General features: G+C 71.0%; 27 protein-coding genes. 12 read left to right on the forward strand and 15 right to left on the reverse strand.

The annotated features are described in order from the left end of the window. Positions 1-438 precede the first annotated feature (438 nt). Together ACWD4J_RS26610 and ACWD4J_RS26615 are read right to left on the reverse strand one after the other, a co-directional pair. The gene (locus ACWD4J_RS26610; RefSeq protein ID WP_451397937.1) at positions 439-747 is read right to left on the reverse strand and encodes a hypothetical protein; all 309 of its coding nucleotides are present in this window, start codon (positions 745-747) and stop codon (positions 439-441) included. Positions 748-754: 7 nt separating this feature from the next. Then, positions 755-1405 (reverse strand): ATP-dependent Clp protease proteolytic subunit, encoded by a 651-nt coding sequence (locus ACWD4J_RS26615; protein ID WP_451397938.1) that lies wholly within the window; start codon positions 1403-1405, stop codon positions 755-757. Between the two features lie 169 nt (positions 1406-1574). Between ACWD4J_RS26615 and ACWD4J_RS26620 the strand changes: the two genes are divergently transcribed. From ACWD4J_RS26620 to ACWD4J_RS26655, 8 genes are all read left to right on the forward strand, one after another. Continuing rightward, positions 1575-1853 (forward strand): type II toxin-antitoxin system Phd/YefM family antitoxin, encoded by a 279-nt coding sequence (locus ACWD4J_RS26620; protein WP_451397939.1) that lies wholly within the window; start codon positions 1575-1577, stop codon positions 1851-1853. Between the two features lie 392 nt (positions 1854-2245). Then, on the forward strand, positions 2246-2548 hold the full coding sequence (locus ACWD4J_RS26625) for an urease subunit gamma (protein ID WP_010355509.1): 303 nt from the start codon (positions 2246-2248) through the stop codon (positions 2546-2548). Positions 2549-2558: 10 nt separating this feature from the next. Continuing rightward, positions 2559-2870: an urease subunit beta gene (locus ACWD4J_RS26630; RefSeq protein WP_451397940.1), complete on the forward strand. Its 312-nt coding sequence runs from the start codon at positions 2559-2561 to the stop codon at positions 2868-2870. Continuing rightward, entirely contained in the window at positions 2863-4584 is a 1722-nt protein-coding gene (locus ACWD4J_RS26635; protein WP_451397941.1) for an urease subunit alpha, read from the forward strand. The genes ACWD4J_RS26630 and ACWD4J_RS26635 overlap by 8 nt, the downstream gene beginning before the upstream one ends. A gap of 8 nt (positions 4585-4592) precedes the next feature. Beyond that, positions 4593-5267, forward strand: coding sequence for an urease accessory protein UreF (locus ACWD4J_RS26640; RefSeq protein WP_451397942.1), 675 nt, complete (start codon positions 4593-4595; stop codon positions 5265-5267). Positions 5268-5481: 214 nt separating this feature from the next. Beyond that, positions 5482-6180, forward strand: a complete 699-nt coding sequence (gene ureG, locus ACWD4J_RS26645) for an urease accessory protein UreG (RefSeq protein WP_451397943.1) — start codon at positions 5482-5484, stop codon at positions 6178-6180. Continuing rightward, positions 6180-6938: an urease accessory protein UreD gene (locus tag ACWD4J_RS26650; RefSeq protein WP_451397944.1), complete on the forward strand. Its 759-nt coding sequence runs from the start codon at positions 6180-6182 to the stop codon at positions 6936-6938. The genes ureG and ACWD4J_RS26650 overlap by 1 nt, the downstream gene beginning before the upstream one ends. A gap of 209 nt (positions 6939-7147) precedes the next feature. Continuing rightward, positions 7148-8671: an alpha/beta hydrolase gene (locus tag ACWD4J_RS26655; protein ID WP_451397967.1), complete on the forward strand. Its 1524-nt coding sequence runs from the start codon at positions 7148-7150 to the stop codon at positions 8669-8671. A 92-nt stretch (positions 8672-8763) separates the two neighbouring features. Here the strand turns inward: ACWD4J_RS26655 and ACWD4J_RS26660 are convergent, their stop codons facing one another. Continuing rightward, positions 8764-9522, reverse strand: a complete 759-nt coding sequence (locus ACWD4J_RS26660) for a lysophospholipid acyltransferase family protein (protein ID WP_451397945.1) — start codon at positions 9520-9522, stop codon at positions 8764-8766. A gap of 357 nt (positions 9523-9879) precedes the next feature. Here ACWD4J_RS26660 and ACWD4J_RS26665 point away from each other — a divergent pair, with 357 nt between their 5' ends. Then, positions 9880-10287 (forward strand): SSI family serine proteinase inhibitor, encoded by a 408-nt coding sequence (locus tag ACWD4J_RS26665; protein ID WP_451397946.1) that lies wholly within the window; start codon positions 9880-9882, stop codon positions 10285-10287. Positions 10288-10356: 69 nt separating this feature from the next. Here the strand turns inward: ACWD4J_RS26665 and ACWD4J_RS26670 are convergent, their stop codons facing one another. The 5 genes from ACWD4J_RS26670 to ACWD4J_RS26690 form a co-directional block, all read right to left on the reverse strand. Beyond that, positions 10357-10515 carry a hypothetical protein gene (locus ACWD4J_RS26670; RefSeq protein ID WP_107441415.1) on the reverse strand — a complete coding sequence of 53 codons (159 nt, stop codon included), beginning with the start codon at positions 10513-10515 and terminating at the stop codon, positions 10357-10359. An 87-nt stretch (positions 10516-10602) separates the two neighbouring features. Further along, positions 10603-11553 carry a cytochrome c oxidase assembly protein gene (locus ACWD4J_RS26675; RefSeq protein WP_451397947.1) on the reverse strand — a complete coding sequence of 317 codons (951 nt, stop codon included), beginning with the start codon at positions 11551-11553 and terminating at the stop codon, positions 10603-10605. Between the two features lie 184 nt (positions 11554-11737). Then, positions 11738-12763: a 6-phosphofructokinase gene (locus ACWD4J_RS26680; RefSeq protein WP_451397948.1), complete on the reverse strand. Its 1026-nt coding sequence runs from the start codon at positions 12761-12763 to the stop codon at positions 11738-11740. A gap of 201 nt (positions 12764-12964) precedes the next feature. Beyond that, entirely contained in the window at positions 12965-13693 is a 729-nt protein-coding gene (locus tag ACWD4J_RS26685; protein ID WP_451397949.1) for a type 1 glutamine amidotransferase, read from the reverse strand. A gap of 23 nt (positions 13694-13716) precedes the next feature. Continuing rightward, positions 13717-14955 carry a MurT ligase domain-containing protein gene (locus ACWD4J_RS26690; protein WP_451397950.1) on the reverse strand — a complete coding sequence of 413 codons (1239 nt, stop codon included), beginning with the start codon at positions 14953-14955 and terminating at the stop codon, positions 13717-13719. A 232-nt stretch (positions 14956-15187) separates the two neighbouring features. Here ACWD4J_RS26690 and def point away from each other — a divergent pair, with 232 nt between their 5' ends. Continuing rightward, positions 15188-15727, forward strand: a complete 540-nt coding sequence (gene def / locus ACWD4J_RS26695; protein WP_451397951.1) for a peptide deformylase — start codon at positions 15188-15190, stop codon at positions 15725-15727. Position 15728: 1 nt separating this feature from the next. Here def and ACWD4J_RS26700 read toward each other — a convergent pair whose 3' ends face one another. Further along, on the reverse strand, positions 15729-16373 hold the full coding sequence (locus tag ACWD4J_RS26700; RefSeq protein WP_451397952.1) for a TetR family transcriptional regulator: 645 nt from the start codon (positions 16371-16373) through the stop codon (positions 15729-15731). Positions 16374-16537: 164 nt separating this feature from the next. On the opposite strand from ACWD4J_RS26700, the gene ACWD4J_RS26705 reads away from it, so the two are divergent. Continuing rightward, the gene (locus ACWD4J_RS26705) at positions 16538-17764 is read left to right on the forward strand and encodes an acyl-CoA dehydrogenase family protein (protein WP_451397953.1); all 1227 of its coding nucleotides are present in this window, start codon (positions 16538-16540) and stop codon (positions 17762-17764) included. Between the two features lie 20 nt (positions 17765-17784). On the opposite strand, the gene ACWD4J_RS26710 is transcribed toward ACWD4J_RS26705, so the two are convergent. From ACWD4J_RS26710 to ACWD4J_RS26735, 6 genes are all read right to left on the reverse strand, one after another. Beyond that, on the reverse strand, positions 17785-18315 hold the full coding sequence (locus tag ACWD4J_RS26710; protein WP_451397968.1) for a cupin domain-containing protein: 531 nt from the start codon (positions 18313-18315) through the stop codon (positions 17785-17787). A gap of 184 nt (positions 18316-18499) precedes the next feature. Then, positions 18500-19591: a type III polyketide synthase gene (locus ACWD4J_RS26715; RefSeq protein ID WP_451397954.1), complete on the reverse strand. Its 1092-nt coding sequence runs from the start codon at positions 19589-19591 to the stop codon at positions 18500-18502. 237 nt (positions 19592-19828) lie between these two features. Next, positions 19829-20092 carry a DUF6213 family protein gene (locus ACWD4J_RS26720; protein ID WP_451397955.1) on the reverse strand — a complete coding sequence of 88 codons (264 nt, stop codon included), beginning with the start codon at positions 20090-20092 and terminating at the stop codon, positions 19829-19831. Positions 20093-20324: 232 nt separating this feature from the next. Next, positions 20325-21719 (reverse strand): NADP-dependent succinic semialdehyde dehydrogenase, encoded by a 1395-nt coding sequence (locus ACWD4J_RS26725; RefSeq protein ID WP_451397956.1) that lies wholly within the window; start codon positions 21717-21719, stop codon positions 20325-20327. A gap of 344 nt (positions 21720-22063) precedes the next feature. Next, on the reverse strand, positions 22064-22558 hold the full coding sequence (locus tag ACWD4J_RS26730) for an NUDIX domain-containing protein (RefSeq protein WP_451397957.1): 495 nt from the start codon (positions 22556-22558) through the stop codon (positions 22064-22066). 115 nt (positions 22559-22673) lie between these two features. Further along, a complete protein-coding gene (locus ACWD4J_RS26735) occupies positions 22674-24212 on the reverse strand; it encodes an ATP-dependent DNA ligase (RefSeq protein ID WP_451397958.1) in 1539 nt (512 codons plus the stop codon). Between the two features lie 247 nt (positions 24213-24459). Here ACWD4J_RS26735 and ACWD4J_RS26740 point away from each other — a divergent pair, with 247 nt between their 5' ends. Next, positions 24460-26478 (forward strand): protein kinase domain-containing protein, encoded by a 2019-nt coding sequence (locus ACWD4J_RS26740; RefSeq protein WP_451397959.1) that lies wholly within the window; start codon positions 24460-24462, stop codon positions 26476-26478. Positions 26479-26582 lie beyond the last annotated feature (104 nt).

Here is a 26582-nt window from a genome sequence, read left to right on the forward strand (position 1 = left end):
TCCGCCCGGACCGCCCCGCCGCGGTGGCGGGGGCTTGTCGTCGGAAGGGATCTTCACGCACACAAGGCCCGAAATCCGAGGCGAACCGGCGATGTGTGAAGCTCCTCACCACTCATCCGATCGGGTGGACACGCTGGTGTTCGAATGGATGGCGAAGGGCCCGATGACCGTCGGACCAGCACCGAAGGGTCACATTCCGATCGCCGGGTAGGCGTGTTTCGCAAGTTTGCCGACCGTAAATGTCCACTGCTTGCTACGCCGATCGGGGGTAGCCCGACTGGGCCGTTTCAAGTCCGGTCCGGACGGTCCGGCGAGGCATCACGGTGCGGGCGATGGGAGGGTGAGGGCTCGTCGGATCCGCCGAGGCGTCTGCCGAGGTTCTCTGTCGTGCGTCGTTCAAACGGTCTCGAACCGGCTTCCGTCGCTTCTGATCCCGTATCAATCGCTCCTGGGCGGCGGCACGGTGACCCGCGCCGCGCGGCGTTCCCCGTCCAGGACCCGCAGGGCACGCGCGAGCGTCGGTGTGTGGACCTCGGTCTCTCCCCGCTGGTGCATCAGCGCCAACGCGTCCCGGAGCCCCGCTGCAGCGCCCACCAGGGCCTGGGCGGCACGCAGCCCGCCGTAGGTGTCGTGGGCGCGCGCCGGGTTGATCCTGCCCAGCAGGTCGACCACTTCCAGGTAACGGTCGATCACTTCGCCCTCGGCGCGGGTCAGTGCGGGAAGCGGCGGCAGTTCGGGTGGCAGCATCGGCGGCTCACCTCGCGCCGTACGCCGTGCCCGACGCCTTGCGGCTGGGGATGATCCGGTCCACGAGTCCGTACTCGACGGCCTCCCGCGCGTCGAGGATCTTGTCCCGCTCGATGTCCGAGCGGATGCGCTCCAGGCTCTGCCCGGTGTGGCGCTGCAGCATCTCCTCCAGTAGCTCGCGCGTGCGCATCATCTCGCGCGCCTGGATCGCCAGATCGTCGGCCTGGCCCTGGACAGGCTCGGCGAGCGACGGCTGGTGGATCAGCACGCGCGCCCCGGGCAGCGCGAACCGCTTGCCCGGCGTGCCGCCGGCCAGCAGCACTGCGGCCGCGGACGCCGCCTGGCCCAGGCAGATCGTCTCCACGTCGCAGCTGACGTACTGCATCGTGTCGTAGATCGCCGTCATCGCGCTGAACGAGCCGCCGGGCGAGTTGATGTACAGCGAGATGTCGCGGTCCGGCGCCGTGTACTCGAGGTGCATGAACTGCGCCATCACATCGTTCGCCGACGTGTCGTCGACCGGCGTCCCGAGGAAGACGATCCGCTCTTCCAGGAGCTTCGAGTACGGATCGAGGGTCCGGTGGCCCGCCGTCGTGCGTTCGGTGAACTCGGGCAGGACGTGGCGGGCCGTCGGCCCGTTTCCGGTCGGTCGGTTCATGGCAGGCGCCTCCTCGTCGAGAGACCTCGTCGGGGCGAGGCCTCGCCGCGACGTTCATGCGGTGTTCCGTCGGATTCCGTCGGCCGCCCCGTACGCAGGCGTGCGGGCGTGTGCGGCCCTGCAGGTCTGTAAAAAATGTACAGGACGTACATGACGTTATGATGGAACCATGGCCTATGAGATTCCGGTGACGCAAGCCCGGGCCGAGCTTGCCGACCTGATCAACCGCGTCGTGTACGGCGGCGAGCGCGTGGTCGTCACCCGCCACGGAAAGCCCCTCGTCGCCCTGGTCTCGGCCGCTGACCTGCAGCGTCTAGAGGAGCTCGAAGGCGCAGGCGATGAGCAGGTGATCAGCTCCGTCTCCACGGTCGGCTCCATGACGTCCGCTCCCGGCGAACGCCGGCGGTTCGGCATCGCCGCCGAGCACCGGGGACACGGCCCGACGTGACGCGCACCGGTGCGGACCGAATGCGGCACCGGTGCGGAGTGGCCGAGGTGCGGGCGACCTGGCATCGCCCGCCCGTATACGGTCCGGCGCTCACCAGGGCGACGGGGACCAGAACGGGGACGGCGGCGACCCGGCTGCCGGGTCCGGCCATGCGTCGTGAGCCAGGTCCGGCCGTGGGCCGTAAGCCGGTTAACGTCCCTGAAACTCCGTCGAACTAGCCTGCACCACCATGTCACCAGGGGTTTCGGCGGTCGCACGTGCGCGGGCACGCGCATCGCGGGCGCCTACGGCATACGGCCCCGCCGTGGTGGCGGAAGGACATCCAGCCCCGCCGTGGTGGCTGCGGCAGCCGGACCCCGCACGGTCCGGCCCGAGACTGTGAGGTGGGACGCGTGCAACTGACGCCGCACGAGCAGGAGCGACTGCTCATCCATGTGGCCGCCGACGTGGCCGAGAAGCGCCGGGCCCGCGGGCTCAAGCTGAACCATCCCGAGGCGGTCGCCCTCATCACCTCGCACATCCTCGAAGGGGCGCGCGACGGCCGTACCGTCGCGGAACTGATGGCCTCCGGACGGAAGCTGCTCACCCGCGACGACGTCATGGAGGGCATCCCCGAGATGATCCACGACGTCCAGGTGGAGGCCACCTTCCCGGACGGCACCAAGCTCGTCACCGTCCACGACCCGATCGTCTGAGGGGGCCGTGATGATTCCTGGAGAGATCCTCTTCGCGGACGAGCCCGTCGTGATCAATGAGGGCCGCGAGGTCACGCGGCTCACCGTCCTCAACGCCGCCGACCGGCCCGTCCAGGTCGGTTCCCACTACCACTTCGCCGAGGCCAACCCCGGTCTGGAGTTCGACCGTGTGGCCGCGCGCGGCAAGCGGCTCGACATCGCCGCCGGCACCGCCGTGCGCTTCGAGCCCGGAATCCCCGTCGACGTCGAACTCGTTCCGCTCGCGGGCGCCCGAGTGGTGCCCGGGCTGCGCGGCGAGACCGGAGGTGCACTCGATGCCTGAGATCTCCCGCGCCGCGTACGCCGATCTGTTCGGCCCCACGACCGGCGACCGCATCAGGCTGGCCGACACCGATCTGCTGATCGAGATCGAGGAGGACCGTTCCGGCGGTCCCGGGCTCGCCGGTGACGAGGCGGTGTTCGGCGGCGGCAAGGTCATCCGCGAGTCGATGGGCCAGTCCCGTGCTACGCGCGCAGACGGCACGCCGGACACCGTCATCACCGGTGCCGTGATCGTCGACCACTGGGGCATCGTCAAGGCGGACATCGGCATCCGCGACGGCCGGATCACCGGCATCGGCAAGGCGGGGAACCCCGACACCATGGACGGGGTGCACCCCGATCTCGTCATCGGCCCGGAGACCGAGATCATCGCGGGCAACGGCCGCATCGTGACCGCGGGCGCCATCGACGCCCACGTCCATCTGATCTGCCCTCAGATCGCCGACGAGGCGCTCGCCTCCGGCATCACCACCCTCGTCGGCGGCGGCACCGGACCCGCCGAGGGCTCCAAGGCGACCACCGTCACGCCCGGCCCCTGGCACCTCGCCCGGATGCTGGAGGCGATGGAGGCGTACCCGCTCAACTTCGGCCTGCTCGGCAAGGGCAACACCGTCTCGCACGAGGCGATGATGTCGCAGCTGCGCGGCGGGGCGCTGGGGCTGAAGCTCCACGAGGACTGGGGGTCGACCCCCGCCGTCATCGATGCCGCGCTGACCGTCGCGGACCGGACCGGCGCGCAGATCGCCATCCACACGGACACCCTCAACGAGGCCGGGTTCGTGGGTGACACCCTTGCGGCCATCGCGGGGCGGACCATCCACGCGTACCACACCGAGGGTGCGGGCGGCGGGCACGCACCCGACATCATGACGGTCGTCTCCGAGCCGTACGTGCTGCCGAGCTCCACCAACCCGACCCGGCCGTACACCGTCAACACCGCCGAGGAACACCTCGACATGCTGATGGTCTGCCACCACCTCAACGCGGCCGTGCCGGAGGACCTGGCCTTCGCCGAGTCGCGGATCCGGCCCTCGACCATCGGGGCCGAGGACATACTGCACGACCTGGGTGCGATCTCGATCATCTCTTCGGACTCGCAGGCCATGGGGCGGGTCGGTGAGGTCATCATGCGGACCTGGCAGACCGCGCACGTGATGAAGCGGCGGCGCGGTGCGCTGCCCGGGGACGGGCGCGCGGACAACCACCGGGTTCGTCGCTATGTCGCCAAATACACGATCAATCCGGCGGTCGCGCAGGGGCTTGCGCATGAGGTGGGCTCCGTCGAGACCGGTAAGCTCGCCGACCTGGTGCTGTGGGAGCCGGCGTTCTTCGGCGTCAAGCCCCATCTCGTCGTCAAGGGCGGCCAGATCGCATACGCGCAGATGGGCGACGCGAACGCGTCCATCCCGACTCCGCAGCCGATTCTGCCCCGTCCGATGTACGGCGCGATCGGGCGCGCTCCGGCCGCCAACTCGCTGAACTTCGTGGCGCCCTGCGCCATCGAGGACGGGCTGCCCGAGCGGCTCGCCCTCGGCAAGAAGTTCGTGGCCATCGAGAGCACGCGGGGTGTCACGAAGGCGGACATGCGGGAGAACGACGCCCTGCCGCGCGTGCAGGTCGACCCCGACAGCTTCGCCGTCCATATCGACGGAGAGCTCGTCGAGGCGGCTCCGGCCGCCGAACTGCCCATGGCCCAGCGCTACTTCCTGTTCTGACGGGCGTCATGTCGCGAGCTGCACTTCTTGTTCTGGCCGACGGCCGCTTCCCCGCCGGTGGGCATGCCCACTCCGGCGGGGCCGAGGCGGCCGTCAAGGCCGGGCGCATCACCGACGCTCCGAGCCTGGAGGAGTTCTGCCGCGGGCGGCTGCACACCGCCGGACTGGTGTCGGCCGCGCTGGCCGCGGCCGCCGCGCTCGGCCTCGATCCGGGGGAGCTCGACGAGGCCGCGGACGCCCGGACGCCGTCGCCCGCGCTGCGTACCGCCGCGCGGCGGCTGGGGCGTCAGATGATGCGGGCCGCGCGGGCCACGTGGCCGCATCCCGAGCTGGACGCGGTGGCGCGGTCGTTTCCCAAGGGTGCCCATCAGCCTGTTGTACTGGGGGTGGCTGCTCGTGCTGCCGGGCTCGGTCCCGTTGATGCCGCGTATTGCTCGGCGTACGAGAGTGTCAGCGGGGCGGCTACCGCGACGGTGCGGTTGCTGAGTCTTGATCCGTTCGATGCGACCGGGGTGCTGGCGCGGCTTGCGCCCGAGCTTGACCGGGTCGCGCTCGCGGCGAGTGATGCGGCGCGGCTTGCTCTTGATGAGGGGGTGGATGTGTTGCCTGCGGGGGGTGCGCCGTTGTTGGAGATCAGTGCGGAGGCGCATGCCGCTTGGGCTGTGCGGCTCTTTGCCTCGTAGGGGGTGGGTTTTTCTTCCCCCACCCCGCCCCTTCCCGCTGCATCTGATATGCGGCTCCGCCGCGTGGCAGGGCTGCGCCACTGGACCCCGCTGGGGCTTCGTCCCCAGACCCCCTGATCGCCCTTCGGGCTCGTCCTCAAACGCCGGACGGGCTGGAAAGTCGCCCTTCGGGCTCGTCCTCAAACGCCGGACGGGCTGACATTGGAGCCGCCTCATGCATCTTGACCACTCCCTCTCCTCCTCCCACTCCCACCACGGACCCTCCGCTGTCAGCGCCGACGCGCACCGGCCCGACGGGCGTCGCCGTGCTCTCCGTATCGGCCTCGGCGGGCCCGTCGGCTCCGGCAAGACCGCGACCGTCGCCGCGCTGTGCCACGCCCTGCGTGAGGAACTGTCGCTCGCTGTCGTCACCAACGACATCTACACACGCGAGGACGCCGAGTTCCTCCTGCGCGAGGCCGTGCTGCCGCCCGAGCGGATCACCGCCGTGGAGACCGGCGCCTGCCCGCACACCGCGATCCGCGACGACATCTCCGCAAACCTCGAGGCCGTCGAGGATCTCGAGGACGAGGCCGGCCCGCTGGACCTCATCCTCGTCGAGTCTGGCGGCGACAACCTCACCGCCACGTTCTCCAAGGGGCTCGTCGACGCGCAGATCTTCGTCATCGACGTGGCGGGCGGCGACGACATCCCGCGCAAGGGCGGGCCGGGGGTCACCACGGCCGACCTGCTCGTCGTCAACAAGACCGACCTCGCGCCGTACGTCGGCTCCGATCTGGGCCGGATGGCCGCGGACGCCAAGGCGCAACGGGCCGAACTGCCCGTCGTCTTCCAGTCCTTGAGGGACGACAAGGGCGTCGCGGCCGTCGCCGACTGGGTCCGTGGGCAGCTCGCCACCTGGACGGCCCGGTGATGACCTCGGCGGGCGTCCGGGCCACCGCCAGGATCGCCGCCACCGCGGACGGCCGGGGCGGCACAGCCCTGCCCGTACTCGAAGGACAGGGCCCGCTCGCCCTGCGCCGCACCCGTGCCGCCGGATCCGAGGCGCGCGTCATGCTCGTCGGTGCGATGAGCGGACCCCTCGGCGGCGACCATTTCACCGTCGAGGCGACCGCGCACGAGGGCGCGCGGCTGCACGTCGGTTCGGCCGCCGCCACCATCGCCCTGCCGGGGCAGACCAAGGGCGCGGCCCGGTACGACGTCCGGCTCGCCGTCGCGGACGACGCCGAACTGCACTGGCTGCCCGAGCAGTTGATCTCCGCAAGCGACAGCGAGTTGCACGTCAGTACGCGTGCCGAGCTTGCCGCGGGCGCGCGCTTCGTGCTGCGCGAGGAACAGGTGCTCGGTCGTGCGGGGGAGGAACCCGGCAGGCTCACCAGCCGGCTCACGGTGCGCCGTGCCGGGCGGCTGCTGCTCGACCAGGAACTGGCGTGCGGACCCGGAGCGCCCGGCGGCTGGGACGGTCCGGCCGTGCTGGCCGGGCATCGCGCGATCGGACAACTCCTCGTCGTAAGGCCAGAGTTCGAGCGGGAGATGCCTCGGGCGGCGCTGCTCGGCGAGTTCGCCGCCCTCGCTCCGCTGGCCGGCCCGGGCGTTCTCGTCACGGCCGTCGCTCCCGACGCCCGCCACCTGCGCCGCGTACTGGACGAAGCGGTACGCACCGTCGGCTGACCGGACACTCTCCGCTCAACGGGGCTTCCCTATCCGCTTATCGGATTGGCAAAGAAGACTGCTTCCACCTGTTCTCAGGGGCCTCACAGTCGAAAGGATCGGCCGAACCGATCCAATCGGCACACGGGAGGCCCCACTTGACACGGACGCCACGTCCGAGACGAATCGCCGTGCTCGGTTCCGCCGGCACACTGATAGCGGCGACCCTGATGGCCGGAGCCATCGCGGCCCCCTCCGCCAGCGCGGACACCCGCACCGGCCAGGACCGCGAGGCGCGCGGAGCGGCCATCGCCGCCGCCCGCGCGGCCGAGGCGGGCATCGACTGGGCGGACTGCCCGGCCGACTGGGGCCTGGAGAAGCCCATCCAGTGCGGCTGGGTCAGCGTCCCCCTCGACTACGCGAAGCCGTACGGAAAGCAGATCAAGCTCGCCGTCGACCGCATCGGCAACACCGGGACCAAGGAGGAGCGCCAGGGAGCGCTTGTCTACAACCCCGGCGGCCCCGGCGGCTCCGGCCTGCGCTTCCCGCGCCGCGTCGTCACCAAGAGCGCGCTGTGGGAGAAGACCGCGAAGGCGTACGACTTCGTGGGCTTCGACCCGCGGGGCGTCGGGCACTCGGCGCCGATCTCCTGCATCGACCCGCAGGAGTTCGTGAAGGCCCCCAAGCTCGACCCCGTGCCGGACAGCGAGGCCGACAAGCTCGCCCAGCGCAAGCTCGCCGCCGAGTACGCGGACGGCTGCGCCGAGCGCAGCGGCGAGATGCTGCCGCAGATGACGACGCCGAACACCGCCCGCGACCTGGACGTCATCCGGGCCGCGCTCGGCGAGAAGAAGCTCAACTATCTGGGCGTCTCCTACGGCACCTACCTCGGCGCCGTCTACGGCACGCTCTTCCCCGGGCACATCCGCCGCATGATCCTCGACAGCGTCGTCAACCCGTCGCGCGAGAAGATCTGGTACCAGGCCAACCTCGACCAGGACGTCGCCTTCGAGGGCCGGTGGAAGGACTGGGAGGACTGGGTCGCCGAGAACGACGCGACCTTCCACCTCGGCTCCACCCGCGACGAGGTGCAGGCGAAGTGGCTCGAGCTGCGCGCCACGGCGAAGAAGAGCCCGATCGGCGGCGTCGTCGGCCCCGCCGAGCTGATCTCCTTCTTCCAGAGCGCGCCGTACTACGACTCCGCGTGGGTGCCGACCGCCCAGGTGTGGAGCGAGTACGTCGCCGGTGACACGCAGGCGCTGGTCGACGCCGCGTCGCCCGATCTGTCCGACACCGCGGGCAACGCCGCGTCGGAGAACGGCAACGCCGTCTACACCGCCGTCGAGTGCACGGACGCCAAGTGGCCCACGAACTGGCAGACCTGGGACCGCGACAACACCCGGCTCCACAAGGACTATCCGTTCATGACCTGGGCCAACGCCTGGATGAACCTGCCGTGCGCCACCTGGCCCGCGAAGCAGCAGACACCGCTGAACGTCAAGGCGGGCAAGGGGCTTCCGGCCGTCCTGATCGTGCAGTCCACGCGTGACGCGGCCACCCCGTACGAGGGCGCCGTCGAGCTGCACAAGCGCTTCACGGGCTCCCGTCTGATCACCGAGAAGGACGCGGGCTCGCACGGTGTCACCAACCTGGTCAACCCCTGCATCAACGAGCGGGTCGACACCTATCTGCTCACCGGTGCGACGGACAGCAGCGACGTGACGTGCGCTCCGCACGCCACGCCCAAGCCGTAGGCCGGAGGGGCACGGAGAGATCCCGCGGGTGCGGGGGAGGGGCGGGTCGCCGCTCGTCCCCCGCACCCGCGCGTCGGCCTCGTCACATCAGATCAACTGAGCGGCATACGCGGGAACCTCCTGCCCTCAGGACCCTTCCCGTCCTCCTGGCCCTTCGCGTCCTGCTTCGCCTTCTCGGCATCCTCGGCCTTGGCCACGGCCGCGTACTTGTCGACGTACTCCTGACCGGACAGCCCGAGGATGGCGTACATGATCTCGTCCGTCACGGCACGCAGCACCGCCTTCTCGTCCTCCATGCCGATATAGCGGGAGAAGTCCAGCGGCTGACCGAAGCGGATCGTCACGGGCCGGAGGCTCGGCACCACCTGGCCGGGCGGCTGGGCCTCGAACGTGCCGATCATCGCGCACGGGATCACCGGCACCCGTGCCTTCAGCGCCATCGCGGCGACCCCGACCTTGCCCTTGTACAGCCGGCCGTCGTGCGAGCGCGTGCCCTCGGGGTAGATGCCGAGCAACTCGTTCTTGCCGAGCACCCCGAGGCCCTCGCGGATAGCGGCCTGGCCGGCCTCCCTGCCGGAGCGGTCCACCGGGATCTGCCCGGCGCTGCGGAAGAACGTCGCGGTCAAGCGCCCCTTGATGCCCGGCCCCGTGAAGTACTCGGCCTTCGCGAGGAAGGTGATGCGCCGTTTGAGGATGGCGGGCATCAGGAAGTGGTCCGAGAACGACAGATGGTTACCCGCGATGATCGCCGGGCCCGACGCCGGCACATGCTCGAGACCCTCGATCCGGGGCCGGAACAACAACCGCAACAGAGGCCCCAGAAGGACGTACTTGAGGACGTAATAGAACACGGCGCGGCTCCTCGCTCGGCGGGGTCGGCTCCCAGGACCACGACCTGCCACGTCAACCGGCATCTCAAGAGTGGTCGCTTCGCGAGCAAGTGTAGGGCGGTGCGACGCGTCTTTGATCGGAAAGTTGCGGACCCGCTCAGCGAATACGTTCGCGGGCGCGTACGTTGCCGCGGCCCGCTCACGAAAGGCTCCGCAGACACCCGGCGGAACAGCCGTTCGGCGTAAGTCGAGGCGCTCGCCCGGGCGACAGGCCCGGCGTGTTCTCTTGGCCTGGCCGGCGGTGGGCGGTGCTCTTGGCCCTTGCAGAACGCCGAATCCTGTGACGGCCCAGTGCCGTCGCAACCCCAGGAGGTCCTCATGCGCCGCCTCGCCATCGCCGCCACGGCCCTGATCGCACTCGCGACGGCCGCTCCTGCCACCGCAGCCCCCGTGCCGGGCTCCGGTACGCCGCCCAAAGCGCAGAGCCGCCTGTTCCTGAGCATCTCCGGGGACAGCGACACCTGGATCCGCGGGGTGCTGCTGCGCTGTGCGCCCAGAGTGGTGGCCGGTCATCACCCCTACGCGGCCCAGGCCTGTGCCGCCCTCGACGCCGCGCACGGCGACCTCGGTGCGCTGCCCGTCGAGCGGCGCATGTGCATGCACCGGTACTCGCCGGTCACCGTGTCGGCCACCGGCGTCTACCAGGGCCGCGTCCTGGCCTGGAAGAGGACCTTCCCGAACGCGTGCTCGATGGAGTCCGCCACCGGGTACGTCTTCCGCTTCTGAGCCCGCGGGCCCCGCGCCTTCCGCTCCTGGGGTCCGCTTCGTATGCCGCCGCGCAGTACCGGGCGTCCGTCAGGTGCTGCGCGACACCGCCATCGCCAAGGTGATCAGGCCGATCACGACCCAGCCGAACCACAGCCAGCCGCTGCTGCCCAGCGCCACCGTGTAGGCCGTCACGACGACCAGACCGCCGACGGTGAGTACCCCCATGACCTTCGTGGAACCGGGCATCGCAACACCCTCCTCGTGGCGGGCCCGCCGCGCGGGCCATGGCCTTGGGCCATCCTCACCCGGACGGGCGCTGTCCGCCAGGTGGCGTCAGCGGCCGCGCGTGTTGAGGGACGCCAGATAGGCGTTGTACTCCTCGAGCTCCTTGTCGCCGTCGCGGTCCGCGGCCCGGTCCTTGCGGCGCGCCTGCCGCTCCTCGGAGCGCTGCCACTGGAACAGCAGCGCGATCAGCACGAGCACGGACGGGATCTCACTGAACGCCCATGCGATACCGCCCGCCCATGTCTGGTCGCTGAGCGGGTCGATCCCCAGCGAGGCGGGCGGATTCTCGTACGTGGAGACCATCGGTGCGGACGCCATCATCAGCGCGATACCGAAGAACGCGTGGAACGGCATGCCCGCGAACAGCTCCAGCATGCGCATCACATAGCCGGGACGGTGCGGCCCCGGATCGACGCCCATGATCGGCCAGAAGAACACCACGCCGACCATGAGGAAGTGGACCATCATCACGATGTGCCCCGTCGTGGAGCCCATCAGGAAGTCGAAGATCGGCGTGAAGTACAGCGCGTACAGGCTCGCGATGAACAGCGGGATCGTGAACGCCGGGTGCGTGATGATCCGCATGTACCGGCTGTGCAGCAGCATCAGCAGCAGTTCGCGGGGGCCCTTGCGGTCGCGCCCCGCGACGGGCAGCGCCCGCAGCGCCAGTGTGATCGGCGCACCGAGCAGCAGCAGGATCGGTGACAGCATGCTGATCACCATGTGCTGCACCATGTGCGCGCTGAACATGACCATGCCGTAGTCATTGAGCTTGGTGCACGTCATGAGCAGCACGCTCAGCACACCGACGGTGAACGCCACGGTCCGGCCCACCGGCCAGCGGTCGCCGCGCCGCACCAGCCGCACCACACCCCAGCCGTACAGAGCCAGCGCCACGAGGCAGCCGATGAGGAAGAACGGGTCCGCGGACCATTCGAGGGCTCGCGCCAGCGTGTACGGCGGCAGATCCATCGTCATGCCGTGCCCGCTGTGATCCATCCGCCGGCTCCTGATTCGTGGGGGGCCTCCCCTTGCCCGTCGGGCACCGGCTGCCCGTCGGGCACCGGGGGAGGGTTTTGCGCTGTCTGTCCGCACCAGAGTAGAACTGCCCCCGGCCGTCTCCGCGGCCGGGGGCAGTTCTCGGGATGTATGGGGGTCCTCTACGGGACGTGACCCTGGTGTGCTACAGCACGCACTCCGCCTCGTCGTACCGGTGCGGCGGGACGGTCTTGAGCGTCTCGACCGCCTCGGCGAGGGACACCATCGTGATGTCGGTCCCGCGCAGCGCCGTCATCTTGCCGAACTCGCCGCGGTGCACCGCCTCCACCGCGTGCCAGCCGAAGCGGGTGGCCAGGACGCGGTCGTACGCGGTGGGGGTGCCGCCACGCTGGACGTGCCCCAGGATCACCGGGCGGGCCTCCTTGCCGAGGCGCTGCTCGAGCTCCACGGAGAGCTGCCGGGCGATGCCCGCGAACCGCTCGTGGCCGTAGACGTCCTTGCCGCCCTCGTCGAACTCCATGCTGCCGGGGCGCGGCTTGGCACCCTCGGCCGCGACGACGATCGCGAACCGCTTCCCCGCGGAAAACCGCTCGCCGACCTTCGCCGCCAGCTCCTCGATGTCGAAGGGCCGCTCCGGTACGACGATGGCGTGCGCACCGGCCGCCATGCCCGAGTTCAGGGCGATCCAGCCGGTGTGCCGGCCCATGACCTCGACGATCAGGACCCGCTGGTGGGACTCGGCGGTGGTCTTGAGCCGGTCGAGCGCCTCGGTGGCGACGCCCACGGCGGTGTCGAAGCCGAAGGTGACGTCCGTGACGGCGATGTCGTTGTCGATGGTCTTCGGCACGCCGACGATGGGCAGGCCGTTGTCCGACAGGAGGCGGGCCGCCTTCAGCGTGCCCTCGCCGCCGATCGGGATGATCGCGTCAAGACCCAGCTCCGCGACATGGCCCCTCGCCCGCTCCACGCCGTCGCGCAGATGCTCGGGACGCACCCGGGACGAGCCGAGGATCGTGCCGCCGCGGGCGAGGATGCCGCTGACCGCGTCCAGGTCCAGCTTGAGGTAGTCGCACTCGAGCAGGCCTTTCCAGCCGTCGCGGAAACCGATGACCTCGTCGCCGTGGTCGACGACGGCGCGGTGCACGACGGACCTGATGACGGCGTTCAGACCGGGGCAGTCGCCGCCGGAAGTGAGGACACCAATTCGCATTTGCCCGAAATACCTTTACTACGTGGGCCGAGGACCGGACCACGTTGTCCGGCTGTATCCCCGCCAGCCTACCGGCGGAGGGGGGTGCGGCAGCACTGGGCGTCCGCCTGCTGGACTCCCCTGCACAGTTGAGCGGACAGCCCGTCAAGCGGGCTGTCCGCTCAGTCGTCCGTGCGGCGCTGCCGCGGCACGGCGGACCCGTCAGGCGGGCTGCTGCGCGGCTCCGATGCGCTCGGCGCGCAGCGCCTCGTACCACCGGTCGTCGACCGGCGGCAGCGCGTTCACATCCAGTGCGAGCTTCAGCAGCAGGTCGGCGATCTGCGGGTTGCGGGCGAGCACCGGGCCGTGCATGTACGTGCCGAAGACGGTGTCGTTGTACGCGCCCTCGCTGCCGTCGCCCGAGCCGTTGCCGTTGCCGAGCCTGACCTTCGCGAACGGCCGTGCGGTCGGGCCGAGATGGGTGATGCCCTGGTGGTTCTCGAACCCGGTCAGCTGCGGCAGGCCGAGCCGCGGGTCGATGTCCCCCAGCACGTCACCGACGCACCGGGCGCCCTCACCGCGGGTCGAGACCACGTCCAGCAGGCCGAGACCGGGCTCGCGCTCCCCGAGGTCGTTGATGAACTCGTGGCCGAGGATCTGGTAGCCCGCGCACACCGAGAAGACGATCGCGCCGTTGCCGACCGCGCGGTGCAGACCGCCGTCGCGGCGCAGGCGCTCGGCCGCGAGCCGCTGCGGCCGGTCCTCGCCGCCGCCGATGAGGTAGATGTCGCCGGAGGTGGGGATCGGCTGGTCGCTGCGTACGTCGATGCGGGTCACGTCCAGGCCGCGCTGCCGTGCCCGGCGCTCCACGACCAGCGCGTTTCCCTGGTCGCCGTAGGTGCTGAGCAGGTCCGGATAGATCCACACCAGACGCAGGCTGTTGTCGCTCATGCTCAATTCGTCCTTACGGAGAGTCAGTTGCCGACGCGGCGGCGCAGGTCCTGGAACGCGGTGTAGTTCGCGATGGTCTCGATCCGGCCGGCCGGTGCCAACTGCACGGCCTCGTCGACGGACTGGCACACCTGGAACGTCTGGCCCGCGACCTCGAGGCGTACGGCGAGGTCGAGCTTGCGGTCGCCGATGACGAAGAGCGGGTGCCCGGTGAGCCGGGTGTAGTCGACGTCCCAGAGCCAGGACGTGTCGGTGCCGTCGGCGGCGCGGGCGTTGACGGCCAGGATCACCGGGGTCGGGGGCTGCTCGATCAGCGAGAACGTCTCGAGCCAGCCCGCCGGGTTCTTCGCCAGCAGCAGCCTGAGCTCGCGGCCCATGAACTGCACGACGTCGTACCGGCCGGCCACCGCCTGCACCTGGTACATGCGTTCAAGGGCGACCTGCGGCGGCACGCCGAACACCGCGGCGACCGCGGCCGACGTGGTGGCGTTCGCCTTGTTGGCGCGGCCCGGCAGCTGCAGGTGGATGGGCCACGCGGAGCCGTGCGGGTCGAGGACGTGGTCGCCCGACAGGGCCCAGCTCGGCGTGGGGCGGCGGAAACCGCACTGGCCGCAGAACCAGTCGTCGCCGGGGCGCTGCATCACACCGCCGCAGGCCGGGCAGGACCAGGCGTCGTCCATCCACATCTGCCCCGCGGCCACCCACACCACGTTGGGCGAGGAGGACGCGGCCCATACGACCAGCGGGTCGTCGGCGTTGGCGATGACGACGGCCTTCGAACCGGCCAGGCCCTCCCGCCAGTGCTCGGCGAGCATACGGGTCTCGGCGGCGCGGTCGAGCTGGTCGCGCGACAGGTTGAGCAGCGCGATGGCCTTGGGCTCCACGTCGCGGGCGACCCCGGCGAGGTACTTCTCGTCGACCTCGATCACGCCGAAGCGCGACTCCGAGCCCTCGGCGAGCGCCGAGGTGATGCCGGCCGGCATGTTCGCGCCCAGCGCGTTCGACACCACGGGACCGGCGGCGCGCAGGGACTCCGCGATGAGCCGGGTGGTGGTCGTCTTGCCGTTGGTGCCCGAGACCAGGACGACGTCCAGGTGCTGGGCGAGCTCGCCGAGCAGGTCGGGGTCGAGTTTGAGCGCCACCCGGCCGCCGATCACCGAGCCGCTGCCGCGCCCGGCGGCGCGCGATGCCGCCGCGACAGCCTTGCCCGCCGTCACGGCCAGCTTGGCCCGCGGTGACAGCGGGTCCGAGTTGCCTGCCATCGTTCTGGATCCTCCTTGGGTACTGCGCCGCGCCTGCTCCGGGCAGAGTGTGGGCCTCAGCCTATCGACCTCCGCTCACGGGCCTGAACGGCGGCATCTCCGAACCGCCGTTCCCCACGTGCCCCGCCGAACCGCCGTTCGCGTCGTCAACGGAACGTACCCGATCCGCTCCGGAGACCCGTTCGATCTCCCTGGGCCGTTCACTCCGTGCACGGAACGTACCCTTGCGGCCATGCGACACGGCAAGATCCCGGGTGCCACCGGGCGCGTACGGCCCATGACCCTGCTCGGCGATCCCGTGCTGCACGGATCCTGCGAGGAGGTCACCGATTTCGGCCCCTCGCTGGCGCGGCTCATCGAGGACATGTTCGCGACAATGTACGCGGCCCGGGGCGTGGGTCTCGCCGCGAACCAGGTCGGCGAGGCGCTGCGCGTCTTCGTGTACGACTGCCCGGACGACGACGACCTCCGGCATCTCGGGCATGTGGTGAACCCGCGCCTGGTGGAGGCGGACGGCGCCGTCATGCGCGGGCCCGAGGGGTGTCTGTCGCTGCCGGGGCTCGAGGCGGGGACGGAGCGCTTCGACCATGCCGTCGTGGAGGGCGTCGACAGGTTCGGCGAGCCGGTGCGCGTGCATGGCACGGGGTTCTTCGCCCGGTGCTTGCAGCACGAGTGCGATCACCTTGAGGGGCGGGTGTACACGGACCGGGTCACGGGGTGGCGTCGGCGCCGCGTCCTGCGGGCTGCGGCGCGGGCGCCCTGGAGCCGGTAGCTCAGAAGCCCGGGCCGCCCACGCGGTCCGCGACCGCGGCCAGCCGGCCCCACAGCAGGTCCGCCAGGCTGCGTACCAGCTCGGCGCGGGTGCAGGGGCGTTCGCCGAGCCACCAGTCGCCCGCGGCGTGCATCATGCCGACGATGCCGTGGCCCCAGACGCGTGCCAGCTGCTGGCTCTCCGGGCCGAGGTCGACGCGCTCGGCGATGACCGTGGCCAGCTCCTCGCCGAGCCGGCGCAGGAGGGGAGCGGAGTGGCGTCCCACATCGAAGCCCGGCTCGCCCGCCGAGCCGGCTTCGGCCGGGTGCATGAGGAACCGGTACACCTGGGGGCGCGCCTCGATCGCCGCGAGGTACGTGTCGAGCGTCGCCTCCACCCGCTCACGGCGCTCGGCGGGCGCGTCCAGCGCGGCACGCAGCGAGGCCAGGAGCGCGTCGGTGTGGCGCTTGGCGAGCGCCGCGTACAGGCCGCCCTTGTCGCCGAAGTGCCGGTAGAGGATCGGCTTGGTGATGCCCGCCTCCGCCGCGATGGCGTTCATCGAGGCGCCGGGGCCGTCGCGGAGCACGACGCGGTCGGCCGCCTCCAGCAGTTCGCGCCGCCGCTGCTCGGCAGAGCGCTGCTGCTCGGTCCGCTGTGTGGTCTCCATGTCGCCTCTCCCCGCCCGTGTGATCCGGTCGCGCAGGCGCAACGTAACACTCGCAGCGGTGTTCGCATCGAACGGGCTGCCGGGAGTTGACATTTGCTACCGGTCGGTAACAGACTCGAGTTACCGTAAGTAACACATGTTGAGATGGCATTGCTGGAGGGGTCATGGCCGAGTTCACCATGGAGCTCAACGACGAACAGAAGGAGGTCCGGGACTGGCTGCACGGCTTCGCGGCCGATGTGATCCGCCCCGCGGCTGCCGAATGGGACGAGCGTGAAGAGACCCCGTGGCCGGTCATCCAGGAGGCCGCGAAGGTCGGCATCTACTCCCTCGACTTCTACGCCCAGCAGTACTTCGATCCCACGGGCCTCGGCATCCCGATGGCCATGGAGGAGCTCTTCTGGGGCGATGCCGGTATCGCGCTGTCCATCGTCGGTACCGGTCTGGCCGCTGTCGGCGTCCTGGCCAACGGCACGGACGAACAGATAGGCACCTGGATCCCGCAGATGTACGGCGACGCGAACGACGTGAAGGTCGCCGCCTTCTGCTCCTCCGAGCCCGACGCCGGCTCCGACGTGGCCTCGATGCGCACCCGCGCCGTCTACGACGAGGCCAAGGACGAGTGGGTGATCAACGGCACGAAGACGTGGGCCACCAACGGCGGCATCGCCAACGTCCATGTCGTGGTCGCGGTCGTCGACCCCGAGCTCGGCTCCAAGGGCCACGCGTCCTTCATCATCCCGCCGAACACGCCCGGCCTGTCCCAGGGCCAGAAGTTCAAGAAGCACGGCATCCGCGCCTCGCACACCGCCGAGGTCGTCCTGGAGGGCGTCCGCGTCCCCGGCTCCTGCCTGTTGGGCGGCAAGGAGAAGCTGGACGAGCGCCTCGCCCGGGCCCGCGAGAAGGCGAAGGCGGGTGGCGAGCGCGTGAAGAACGCCGCCATGGCCACCTTCGAGGCGTCCCGCCCGGCCGTCGGCGCCATGGCCGTCGGCACGGCCCGCGCCGCGTACGAGGAGGCCCTCGAGTACGCCAGGACGCGCGAGCAGTTCGGCCGCCCGATCATCGACAACCAGGGCGTCGCCTTCCAGCTCGCCGACATGCGCACCCAGATCGACGCGGCCCGGCTGCTGGTGTGGCGCGCCTCGTGGATGGCGGTGAACGGCAAGCCGTTCACCGCGGCCGAGGGCTCGATGTCGAAGCTGTTCGCCAGCGAGACCGCGAAGAAGGTCACGGCGCAGGCGATCCAGATCCTCGGCGGCAACGGCTTCACCCGTGAGTACCCGGTCGAGCGCATGCACCGCGACGCGGCGATCTACACGATCTTCGAGGGCACGAGCGAGATCCAGCGCCTCGTGATCGCGCGGACGCTGGCGGGCATGCCGATCCGCTGACCCGGCGACCGGATCCGCTCTCAGGGGCCGTGTCGCAGTGGTGTGAGCTGCTCGATGTCGTAGCGCGAGCGCAGCTCGTCGATCGCGGCGCGGTCCGGTGGTCCGCCGGAGGCGAAGATCTCGAGAAGTTCCTCGAAGTACTGCTCGTGATCGGGTGGCGGCGACGCCTGGAAGAACATCTTCGCCGGGGCGTCGGTGGGGTTGGCGAAGGCGTGCGGGCAGCCGGGCGGCACGACGATCACCGTGCCCGGCGTGGCCCGCACCACCCGGTTGCCCGAAGCGGACTGCCACCTCCGCCAGCTGTCGGGCGTCCGCACGAGCGGCTCGAAGGCGAGCACGTCCAGCTCGCCTTCCAGCACATAGAAGAGCTCCTCACTGCGCGTGTGGACGTGCGCCCCGACGTCGAAACCCGGAGGTACCACCACTTCGAAGCTGGAGGCCGTCCGGGAGTGTGCCCCCGTCACCTTGAACGTCACATCGTGGGCGGGGGTGCGCATCGTCCGGCCGTGCCCCGGCGGCACCAGCAGGCCCTCGGCGCGCGGCGCCGGCATGTCGTCGGACGGAGGGGATCCGTCCCCGTCCTCGGCCGGGACGTGTCCTTCGGGCTGAGCGAGCGTTGACATGGGTCTCCTTGGGAGCGATGCCTCACGAGGTGACCGGCAGGGCTTCCCCGGCCGCGGATCGGGGCGCCCGCGACGCCAGGGCACTCGTCGTCTCCTGGGTCGTGCGGCGGTCCTACGTCATGCGTACGACAGCCGCCTCCATCGCGGGTTCACGGTCGCCGACGGTCCAGCGGCCCACCGACATCTCGGCCGTGATGCCCGGCCCGAAGCCGGCGAGCAGGCCGCGGGCGTCGTGGTCCGCGCCACCGTCGTCGAACAGCCTGCGCAGCGCGTCGAGGACGACCGCGCTGGCGATGTTCCCGTACTCCGTGAGCGTCGCGCGGCTGAACCGGAATGCCTCCGGCGGAACCTGCAGGAACTTGCACAGGTCGTCGAGGATCCGCGGACCGCCCGCGTGGATGATGTAGAAGTCCAGGTCGGAGGCGTCCCAGCCGTGCGACACCGCGAGCTGCTTGAGCGCGGGGGCGAGCGGTTCCATGGTGGTGGGCACGCGCTTGTCCAGCAGGAAGTGGAAGCCTGTGGCACGCACGTCGTAGGCGATCCAGTCCTCCGTCTCGGGGATGAGGTACGAGCCGTTGCGCTCGAGCTGGACGCCGGTACCGCCGCGGCCGCGCACCACTGCCGCGGCCAGACCGTCGCCGAAGAGCCCGTTCGACAGCAGCGATCCGACGCCGAGGTCGGTGGGCTGGTAGCAGAGCGAGCAGAACTCGCAGGCGACGATGAGGGCGTTGGCCTCGGGGTACGCCGTGCAGAAGTCGTGCGCCCGGTTGATGGCCGCACCGCCCGCGGCACAGCCGAGCTGGGCTATGGGTATCTGGCGGGTGTCGCTGGCGAATCCCATGGTGTTGATCAGCCACGCCGTGAGCGACGGCATCATGAAGCCGGTGCAGGAGACGTAGATGATCACGTCGATGTCCTTGGGCTTCAGGTGGGCGTCGTCCAGCGCCTGCCGCACGACGGCGGGCACCCGCGCCTTCGCCTCGGTCTGGTAGAGCCTGTTGCGCTCCTCGAAGCCCGGATGCTTCAGCGTTTCCTCGATCGGCTGCACCAGGTGGCGGGTACGCACCCCGGTGTTCTCGATGAGCCTGAGCGCCAGCGGAAGCTGAGGGTGGTCCGCATGGCGGGATCGTGCCAGATCAAGCGTTTCCTCCATGGTGATGACATGCTCCGGAACGGACACAGCGGGCCTGCACAAAGTCGCCATGAGCCTGCGCCTTCTCTCGCCCCCCGGCTGAGGAATTGGGCCACCCGGCTGAGGGCGGCTCATCCCCACGATGGCCCCGACGGGCGTGGATCTCGCGCGGGGTTACTCCAGATCGGGGACGCGCATGGCGTGGTCCTGGGGCCCCGATCCGACTTCGGCGGACCCCTTTTCACAGGTCAGCGGCGTTCGCGCGGGTAACGGGCACGCAGTGCCACCACCAGAGGGGTGCGGGCGTCCTCAGGGGTGCGGGCGGCGGGGGCCCGGGGCATCCGGAGTCGAACTGCTGTGCGCGATGCATGCCACGTCGATGCGGTCGGCGAGCTTGGCCAGTTCGATCGTGAGCGCCGCGACCGTGTCCTCGTCGAGCGCCTCGTGGCCGGCATGCACCATGCGCAGCCACTGCCCGCCCACGGTGCGCAGCAGCTTGCTCACGTCGGCGGCGGCCACCTGCAGTGCGCCCTGTCTGTCGACGATCAGAGGCAGTGTCACTTCACGACCCACTGGGGCTCCCACAGATAGGGCGTACGGGCTGGACCGGGCGGTCGTCCGGCTGCCGGGAACACGGCCGGCCCGCCTCGGCGACCCCTGTGGATCGTAACCGCAGCCCCGGCCGGAGGGGCGGATCGCGGCCGGGCGGCTTGCCGAAGGCCCCCTGTCACCCGCGTCCGACGCGGTGCTCAGGCGCCGGGCCGGCGGATTCCCGTGGCTGGCTCGAGTGCCGGGCGGCCGGTGCTCAGGCGCCCTGCCACACCGTCGTGATGTTGCAGAACTCGCGGATCCCGTGCCCGGACAACTCGCGCCCGTAGCCGGAGCGCTTGACTCCGCCGAACGGGAACGCCGGATGGGAGGCCGTCATGCCGTTGACGTACACACCGCCCGCCTCGATGTCCCGTACGAATTGGTCCACCTCCGCGTCGTCGCGCGTCCAGAGGTTCGAACTCAACCCGAACGGCGTGTCGTTGGCGAGCTCCACGGCCGCGTCCAGGTCGGGGACCCGGTAGAGCGAGGCGACCGGGCCGAACGTCTCTTCGCGGTGGATGCGCATCCCGGGCGTGATGTCGGCGATCACCGTGGGGGAGTAGAACCAGCCCCGGGCGGCGAGCCCCTCCGGGCGATGGCCGCCGCACAGGAGCGTCGCGCCGCGCCGTACCGCGTCGTCGACGATCTCTTCGAGGTCCTTGCGGCCCTGCTCGCTGGAGAGCGGGCCCACCTCGGTGGAGTCGTCCAGCGGGTCGCCCACCTTCAGGGCGCGCATCCCGGCGGCGAAGCGGCCCGCGAACGCCTCGTACACGTCCGCGTGGACGATGAAGCGTTTGGCGGCGATGCAGGACTGGCCGGTGTTCTGCGCACGCGCCGTCACCGCCGTCTTCGCGGCCTGTTCGACGTCCGCCGACGGCATGACCACGAACGGGTCGCTGCCGCCCAGCTCGAGGACCGTCTTCTTCACCTCGTCGCCGGCGATCGAGGCGACGGAGCGGCCCGCCGGTTCACTGCCGGTGAGCGTCGCGGCGGCGACCCGGGGGTCGCGCAGGACGCCCTCGACGGCGCCGGATCCGATGAGCAGCGTCTGGAAGCAGCCCTCGGGGAAGCCCGCCCTGCGGAACAGATCCTCCAGGTACAGGGCGGTCCCCGGCACGTTCGACGCGTGCTTGAGGAGGCCCACGTTGCCCGCCATGAGCGCGGGCGCGGCGAACCGGACCACCTGCCACAGGGGGAAGTTCCACGGCATCACCGCGAGGATCACGCCGAGCGGGCGGTAGTGGACACGGGCGCGCACGGCACCGGAGTCCTTCACGTCCGTGCCCGCCGGGTGCTCGTCGGCGAGCAGGCCCTCCGCTTGGTCGGCGTACCAGCGCATCGCCTTCACGCACTTCGCGGCCTCCGCGCGCGCCTGCGTGATCGGCTTGCCCATCTCGGTCGTCATGGTGCGCGCGATGTCCTGCTGGTCCTCCTCCAGCAGGTTCGCGGCGCGGTGCAGCAGCCGCGCCCGCTCGGCGAACGAGGTGGTGCGGTACCTGTCGAAGGCCGCGGCCGCCCTCGCGATCCGCCGCTCGATCTCCTCGGCACTCAGCGCGTCGTATGTCTTGAGCGTCTCGCCGTCCGCGGGATTCACCGTCGCGATGGGCATGGCGGGCACCTCCTTGTGCTCGGTGCTTCGACCTTGGCCCGGCGCGTACGGCGCCGCAAGGCGGCGGAAGCACCGGGAAACGCCGCGTACCCGTGGGCGGGGACGCCATGCCTGCTGCGGTGGGGTCTTCGCCCAGGGCGCTGGGACGTCCCACGCCACGCGTCGCACGGGACGACGTCTCCGGGGTGCCGGACTCCGGCGCCGCGAGTCCCGGGCGCACCGCGGGGCCCGAGCACCGGAAAGGCCCCGGTGACGACAGGGTGGTTTCCAGGGCCAGAGCCGCGCTGACGCGAGGCCCGTGCGTCGGGAGGTCATCCCGCCGAGAGGCTCTGCCTCCGGAGGGATCACGGCGCGGTGGGGCCTCGGCCGTGGACCGCGTCCAGGTGTTCGGCGAGCCGGTCCAGGAACGCCGTCTGCGCGGAGACGACGACCTCGCGGGCCCGGCCGAGGGCGAGCCAGGCCACCCGGTCGAGCTCGGGGAAGGTGGTCGTCCGTCCCGAGCCCCTCGGCCACTCCATCGTGAAGGTCCCCGGCACCACCGCGGCCGGATCGAGGTCCCCCTCGACGGCCCACACCGTCACGGTCTTGCCGCCGGCCTGGCGGACCTCGCCCAGCGGCACGGCGTCGCCGTCCGGCGGCGGCAGCCCGAGCTCCTCCGCGAACTCCCGCCGAGCGGCTGCCCAGGCCGGCTCGTCGGGGTCGTGCTCCCCCTTCGGCACGGTCCACGCCCCGGCCTCACGCCGCGCCCAGAAGGGCCCGCCCATGTGCCCCAGCAGAACCTCGACGCCGTCGGGCGTGTGCCGGTACAGAAGGAGACCTGCGCTGCGGTTCACGGCCATGGGTCCAGTGTGCCGAGCGCGGCACAAGGCCGGTACCAGGTGCCGAGGCCCGGACGTGACAGCGACGAGTCGGCACCTGAAGCGGCGATGGCTTCGGCACCTGAAGCGGCGGTGGCTATCGGGCGTGAGCGGTGAGGACCGTCTCGACGGTGTCCGCCTCCGCGGGCGACTTGTCCTCCCGGTACCGCACCACCCTCGCGAACCGGAGTGTGACCCCGGCCGGGTACCGCGTGGACTTCTGCAGACCGTCGTACGCGATCTCGACGACCAGCTCGGGCCGCACGGTGACGACGTACCCGTTGTCGCTGATCGCGAGCTGCCCCAGGCGCTCGGTCTGCCAGGCGAGCATCTTGTCCGTCATGCCCTTGAAGGTCTTGCCCAGCATCGCGAAGGTGCCGTCGGGGCGGCGCGCGCCCAGATGGAGGTTGGACAGCTTCCCGGTGCGCCGGCCGTGGCCCCACTCGGCCGCCAGCACCACCAGGTCCAGGGTGTGCACCGGCTTCACCTTCAGCCAGGAGGCACCGCGCCGCCCCGCGCTGTAGGGCGCGCCGAGTCCCTTGACCACGACGCCCTCGTGACCGCGGTGCAGCGTCGCGGTCAGGAACTCCTCCGCGGCGCGCCGGGCTGCGTCGTCCGCGGGGTCGTCCACGACGGTGCGCCGTACCCGCATCGGCTCGGGCACCAGGCGCGCCAGCTCCGCGTGCCGCTCGCTGAACGACAGGTCGAGCAGCTCGCGGTCGCCGACGGACAGGGCGTCGAAGAAGACAGGGGAGAGGGGCACGGCGGCCGCGGCGGTGGCCACGTCGACACGGGAGCCGACGCGTCCGGCGATCTCCTGGAACGACCGCGGCCGGCCCCCGGCGTCCAGCGCGATCACCTCGCCGTCGAGGATGAAGCGGTCCCCCTGCAACTCACGCGCCGCTGAGGTGAGTTCCGGGAGACGGTCGGTGATGTCGTCGAGTGTGCGGGTGTAGACGCGCACGTCGCCGCCGGTGCGGTGCACCTGTACGCGGATGCCGTCGAGTTTCTCCTCGACCGCGCAGGGCCCGAGCTTGTCGACTGCTTCGCCCACCGACGACGCGGTGTGCGCGAGCATCGGCAGGACCGGCCGCCCGACGGTGAGCCGGAAGTCCGCGAGGGCCTGCGGGCCGCGGGCGAGCAGGGCCTCGGCGACCGTCTGCAGCGATCCGGCCAGCATCACCGCGCGGCGCACGTCCGCCGCCGGGGCGCCGGTCGCCTCGGCGAGCCCCTCGACCGCGACCGCGTCCAGCGCCCCCTGGCGCACCTCGCCGGTGAGCAGGCCGAAGAGGAACCGCTGCTCGTCCGCGGTGGCCGCGCCGAGCAACCGGCCCACGAGCCGCTTGCGTTCGGCCGCCGAGCCCGCGCCGGACACCACCCCCAGCTCCGTCAGTGCCGCGTCGACCTCACGTACGGCGAGCGTCGGCTCGGCGGCGGGCGCGACGGGCGCGCGCAGCACGCTCCAGCCGATGCCGAGCCTTCCCTGCGGGATGCGCCCCGCCAGATACGGGATGACGATCGGCACGTCGTCCGGTTCCGCGGCCCGGAACAACTCGGCCAGCAGAGAGATCTTCCGGGACCGCGCCGACGTGGCGGCGACCTCCATGGACACGCGTACGAGCCGGGCGAACAGCATGCAGCCATCCTGCAACGCGGCGGGCCCTCGTGCCCGGTGGCTGGACCCGTGAAGGGCGCGGACCGCACCCTGTGCGGCACTCCGTGGCCGTACCTCCGTGAGTGAAGAGGTTCAGGAATGCGGAGGGGACAAGAGCGCGTGCTGTGACGGCATTTGGCTCGCGCGAGGTCTCCTGCAGGCGGCGGTCGCGCGGTTAACTGTCATATGAAAGCTTTCAGCGCCGGTCGAGGGGCTCAGGGGGAAGGCCATGACGGGGGAGACGTCGGGCCACGGCCGAAGCAAGGGCCAGGACCAGGTTCAGGACGGCAGGGGTTTGATAGCGGGCCGGTACCGGCCGATCCGACGGCTCGGTACCGGCGGCATGGCGATGGTGTGGCTCGCCTACGACGAGGAGCTGGCCAGCGAGGTCGCGGTCAAGGAGATCGCCGTGCCGGAGCCCGGCATGTCCTGGCACGCGGGCGGCGCCGCCCTCGAACGGGAGATGGCCGCCCGGGTGGCGCGGGCACGCGCGGAGGCCCGCAACGCGGCACGGCTGCGCACCCATCCGCATGTGGCGACGGTCTACGACGTGGTCCAGCACGAGGGGCTGCCGTGCATCGTCATGGAGTACGTACCGGGGGCCACCGACGCGCACGCCGCCGTCCGCGCGGGCGGCCCGATGTCCTCGTCCGACACGGCCCGCATCGGCATCGCGGTCCTCGACGCGCTCGTCTCGGGGCATCGGCTCGGCATTCTGCACCGGGACGTGAAACCGGCCAACATCCTTCTGGCACCGGGCACTTCCGATGCACCGGCCGCGGGCGCGGGGGTCGCGTTCGAGCGGGTGCTGCTCACCGACTACGGCATCTCGCTGCGCCCCGCCTCCGATGATCCCCGACTGACGGCGGCCGGCGGGGTCATCGGTACGCCGGGTTATCTGTCGCCGGAGCGGGCCAGGGGAGGGGCGCCGACGGCGGCCGGTGATCTCTTCTCGCTCGGGGCGACGCTGTACCGCCTGGTCGAGGGCGAGGGTCCGTTCGCCCGCGACTCCGACCTCGCCACGCTGCAGGCCGTGGTCTTCGAGGACCCGCCCCCGCCGAGCCGGGCATCCGCGCCGCTGGCGACCGTGCTGCTGGGTCTCCTCGAGAAGGACCCGGAGCGGCGCATGACAGCCCCGGACGCCGAGCGGGTGCTGCGCGAGGCGGCCACGGCCTCGGCGGCACCGGCGCGGTCCGCGGGGCCGGGTTTCGCGGGAGGCGGCGGTGCCGGGCATCAAGGTGGTGCCGGGGATCAGGGCGGTGCTGGGCATCAGGGCGGCGCCGGCCACCAAGGGAGCGCGACACCGCCCCCGCCGACGGTGGCCGGCCCGCCAGGGCCCTCTCCTCTCGGCCCGCCCTCCGACGGCCCCCCGCCGGAGCCGAAACGCGGGGTGCGGGCCTATCAGCTGGGCCTGGTGGCGGTCGCCGTGGCGGGCGCCGTCTGGGGCGGGATCGCGCTCGCCGACGGGTTCGGAACCGACGCCGACGGAGCCGCGTCCGGATCGCAGTCCGAGTCCTCCGACAGCCACGCGTATCGCCCGTACCTGAACAACTCCACCCTCGATGAGGAACTGCTCCCCGGAGAATGCGTCAACGTCGTCTGGGAGAACCCGAAGAAGCCGTACACGGGAGAGGTGCAGATGTGGCCGGCGGACTGCGGTATCTCCTCACCGGCCGGCCAGGTGATCGCCGTGCAGCCCGTCGCCGACCCCGGGAGCCTGAGCGACACGCAGGCCAGGCGCACCTGTGAGAACCGCACCGCCGAGCTTCGCAAGACCCTCGCAGCGCCCGTCTCCTACCCGATGCTGCCCTCAGCCGACGGGACCACGCTCGCCTGCCTGGTCTTCCAGCGCGGCTCCGACGAGATATACGGCCCGCTCGGCGAGTTCCGCAAAGAGGGCGAGCATCTCGCCGTCACCAACGCCGGAACAGGCGACTGCTTCAACGTCGACGACCGCAATCAGTCGCTCCTTGTCAACTGCGACGAACCGCATTCCCAGCAGGCCATCGGCTGGGCGAAGGCGCCCGACGACATGTCGTACGACGAGTTCCGGAAGGCCAACCCGAACCTCTGCCAGAAGAAGTACGGGAAGGAGTGGGTGCGCGGCACATCGCGGGCGATCTCCGGTTGGTACACCGGGGACACGGACAGGTGGAACGGCGGCTTTCGGTTCGTCATGTGCGCGCTCAGGAGCGCGGACACGTCCGAGAAGCTTCCCGGCGGCGTCGCCGAGCCCGTGGAGGGCTAGGCCCAATGGCGGTGACTTAGGTTCTGTCCTGCCGGGTGATGGTGACGGTGTCCGGTGCGGGTGGTGTCCCGTTGCGATGCTCGGCCCGTTTGAGCGGCCAGTTG

Source organism: Streptomyces sp. NPDC002577 (genome assembly GCF_053594815.1).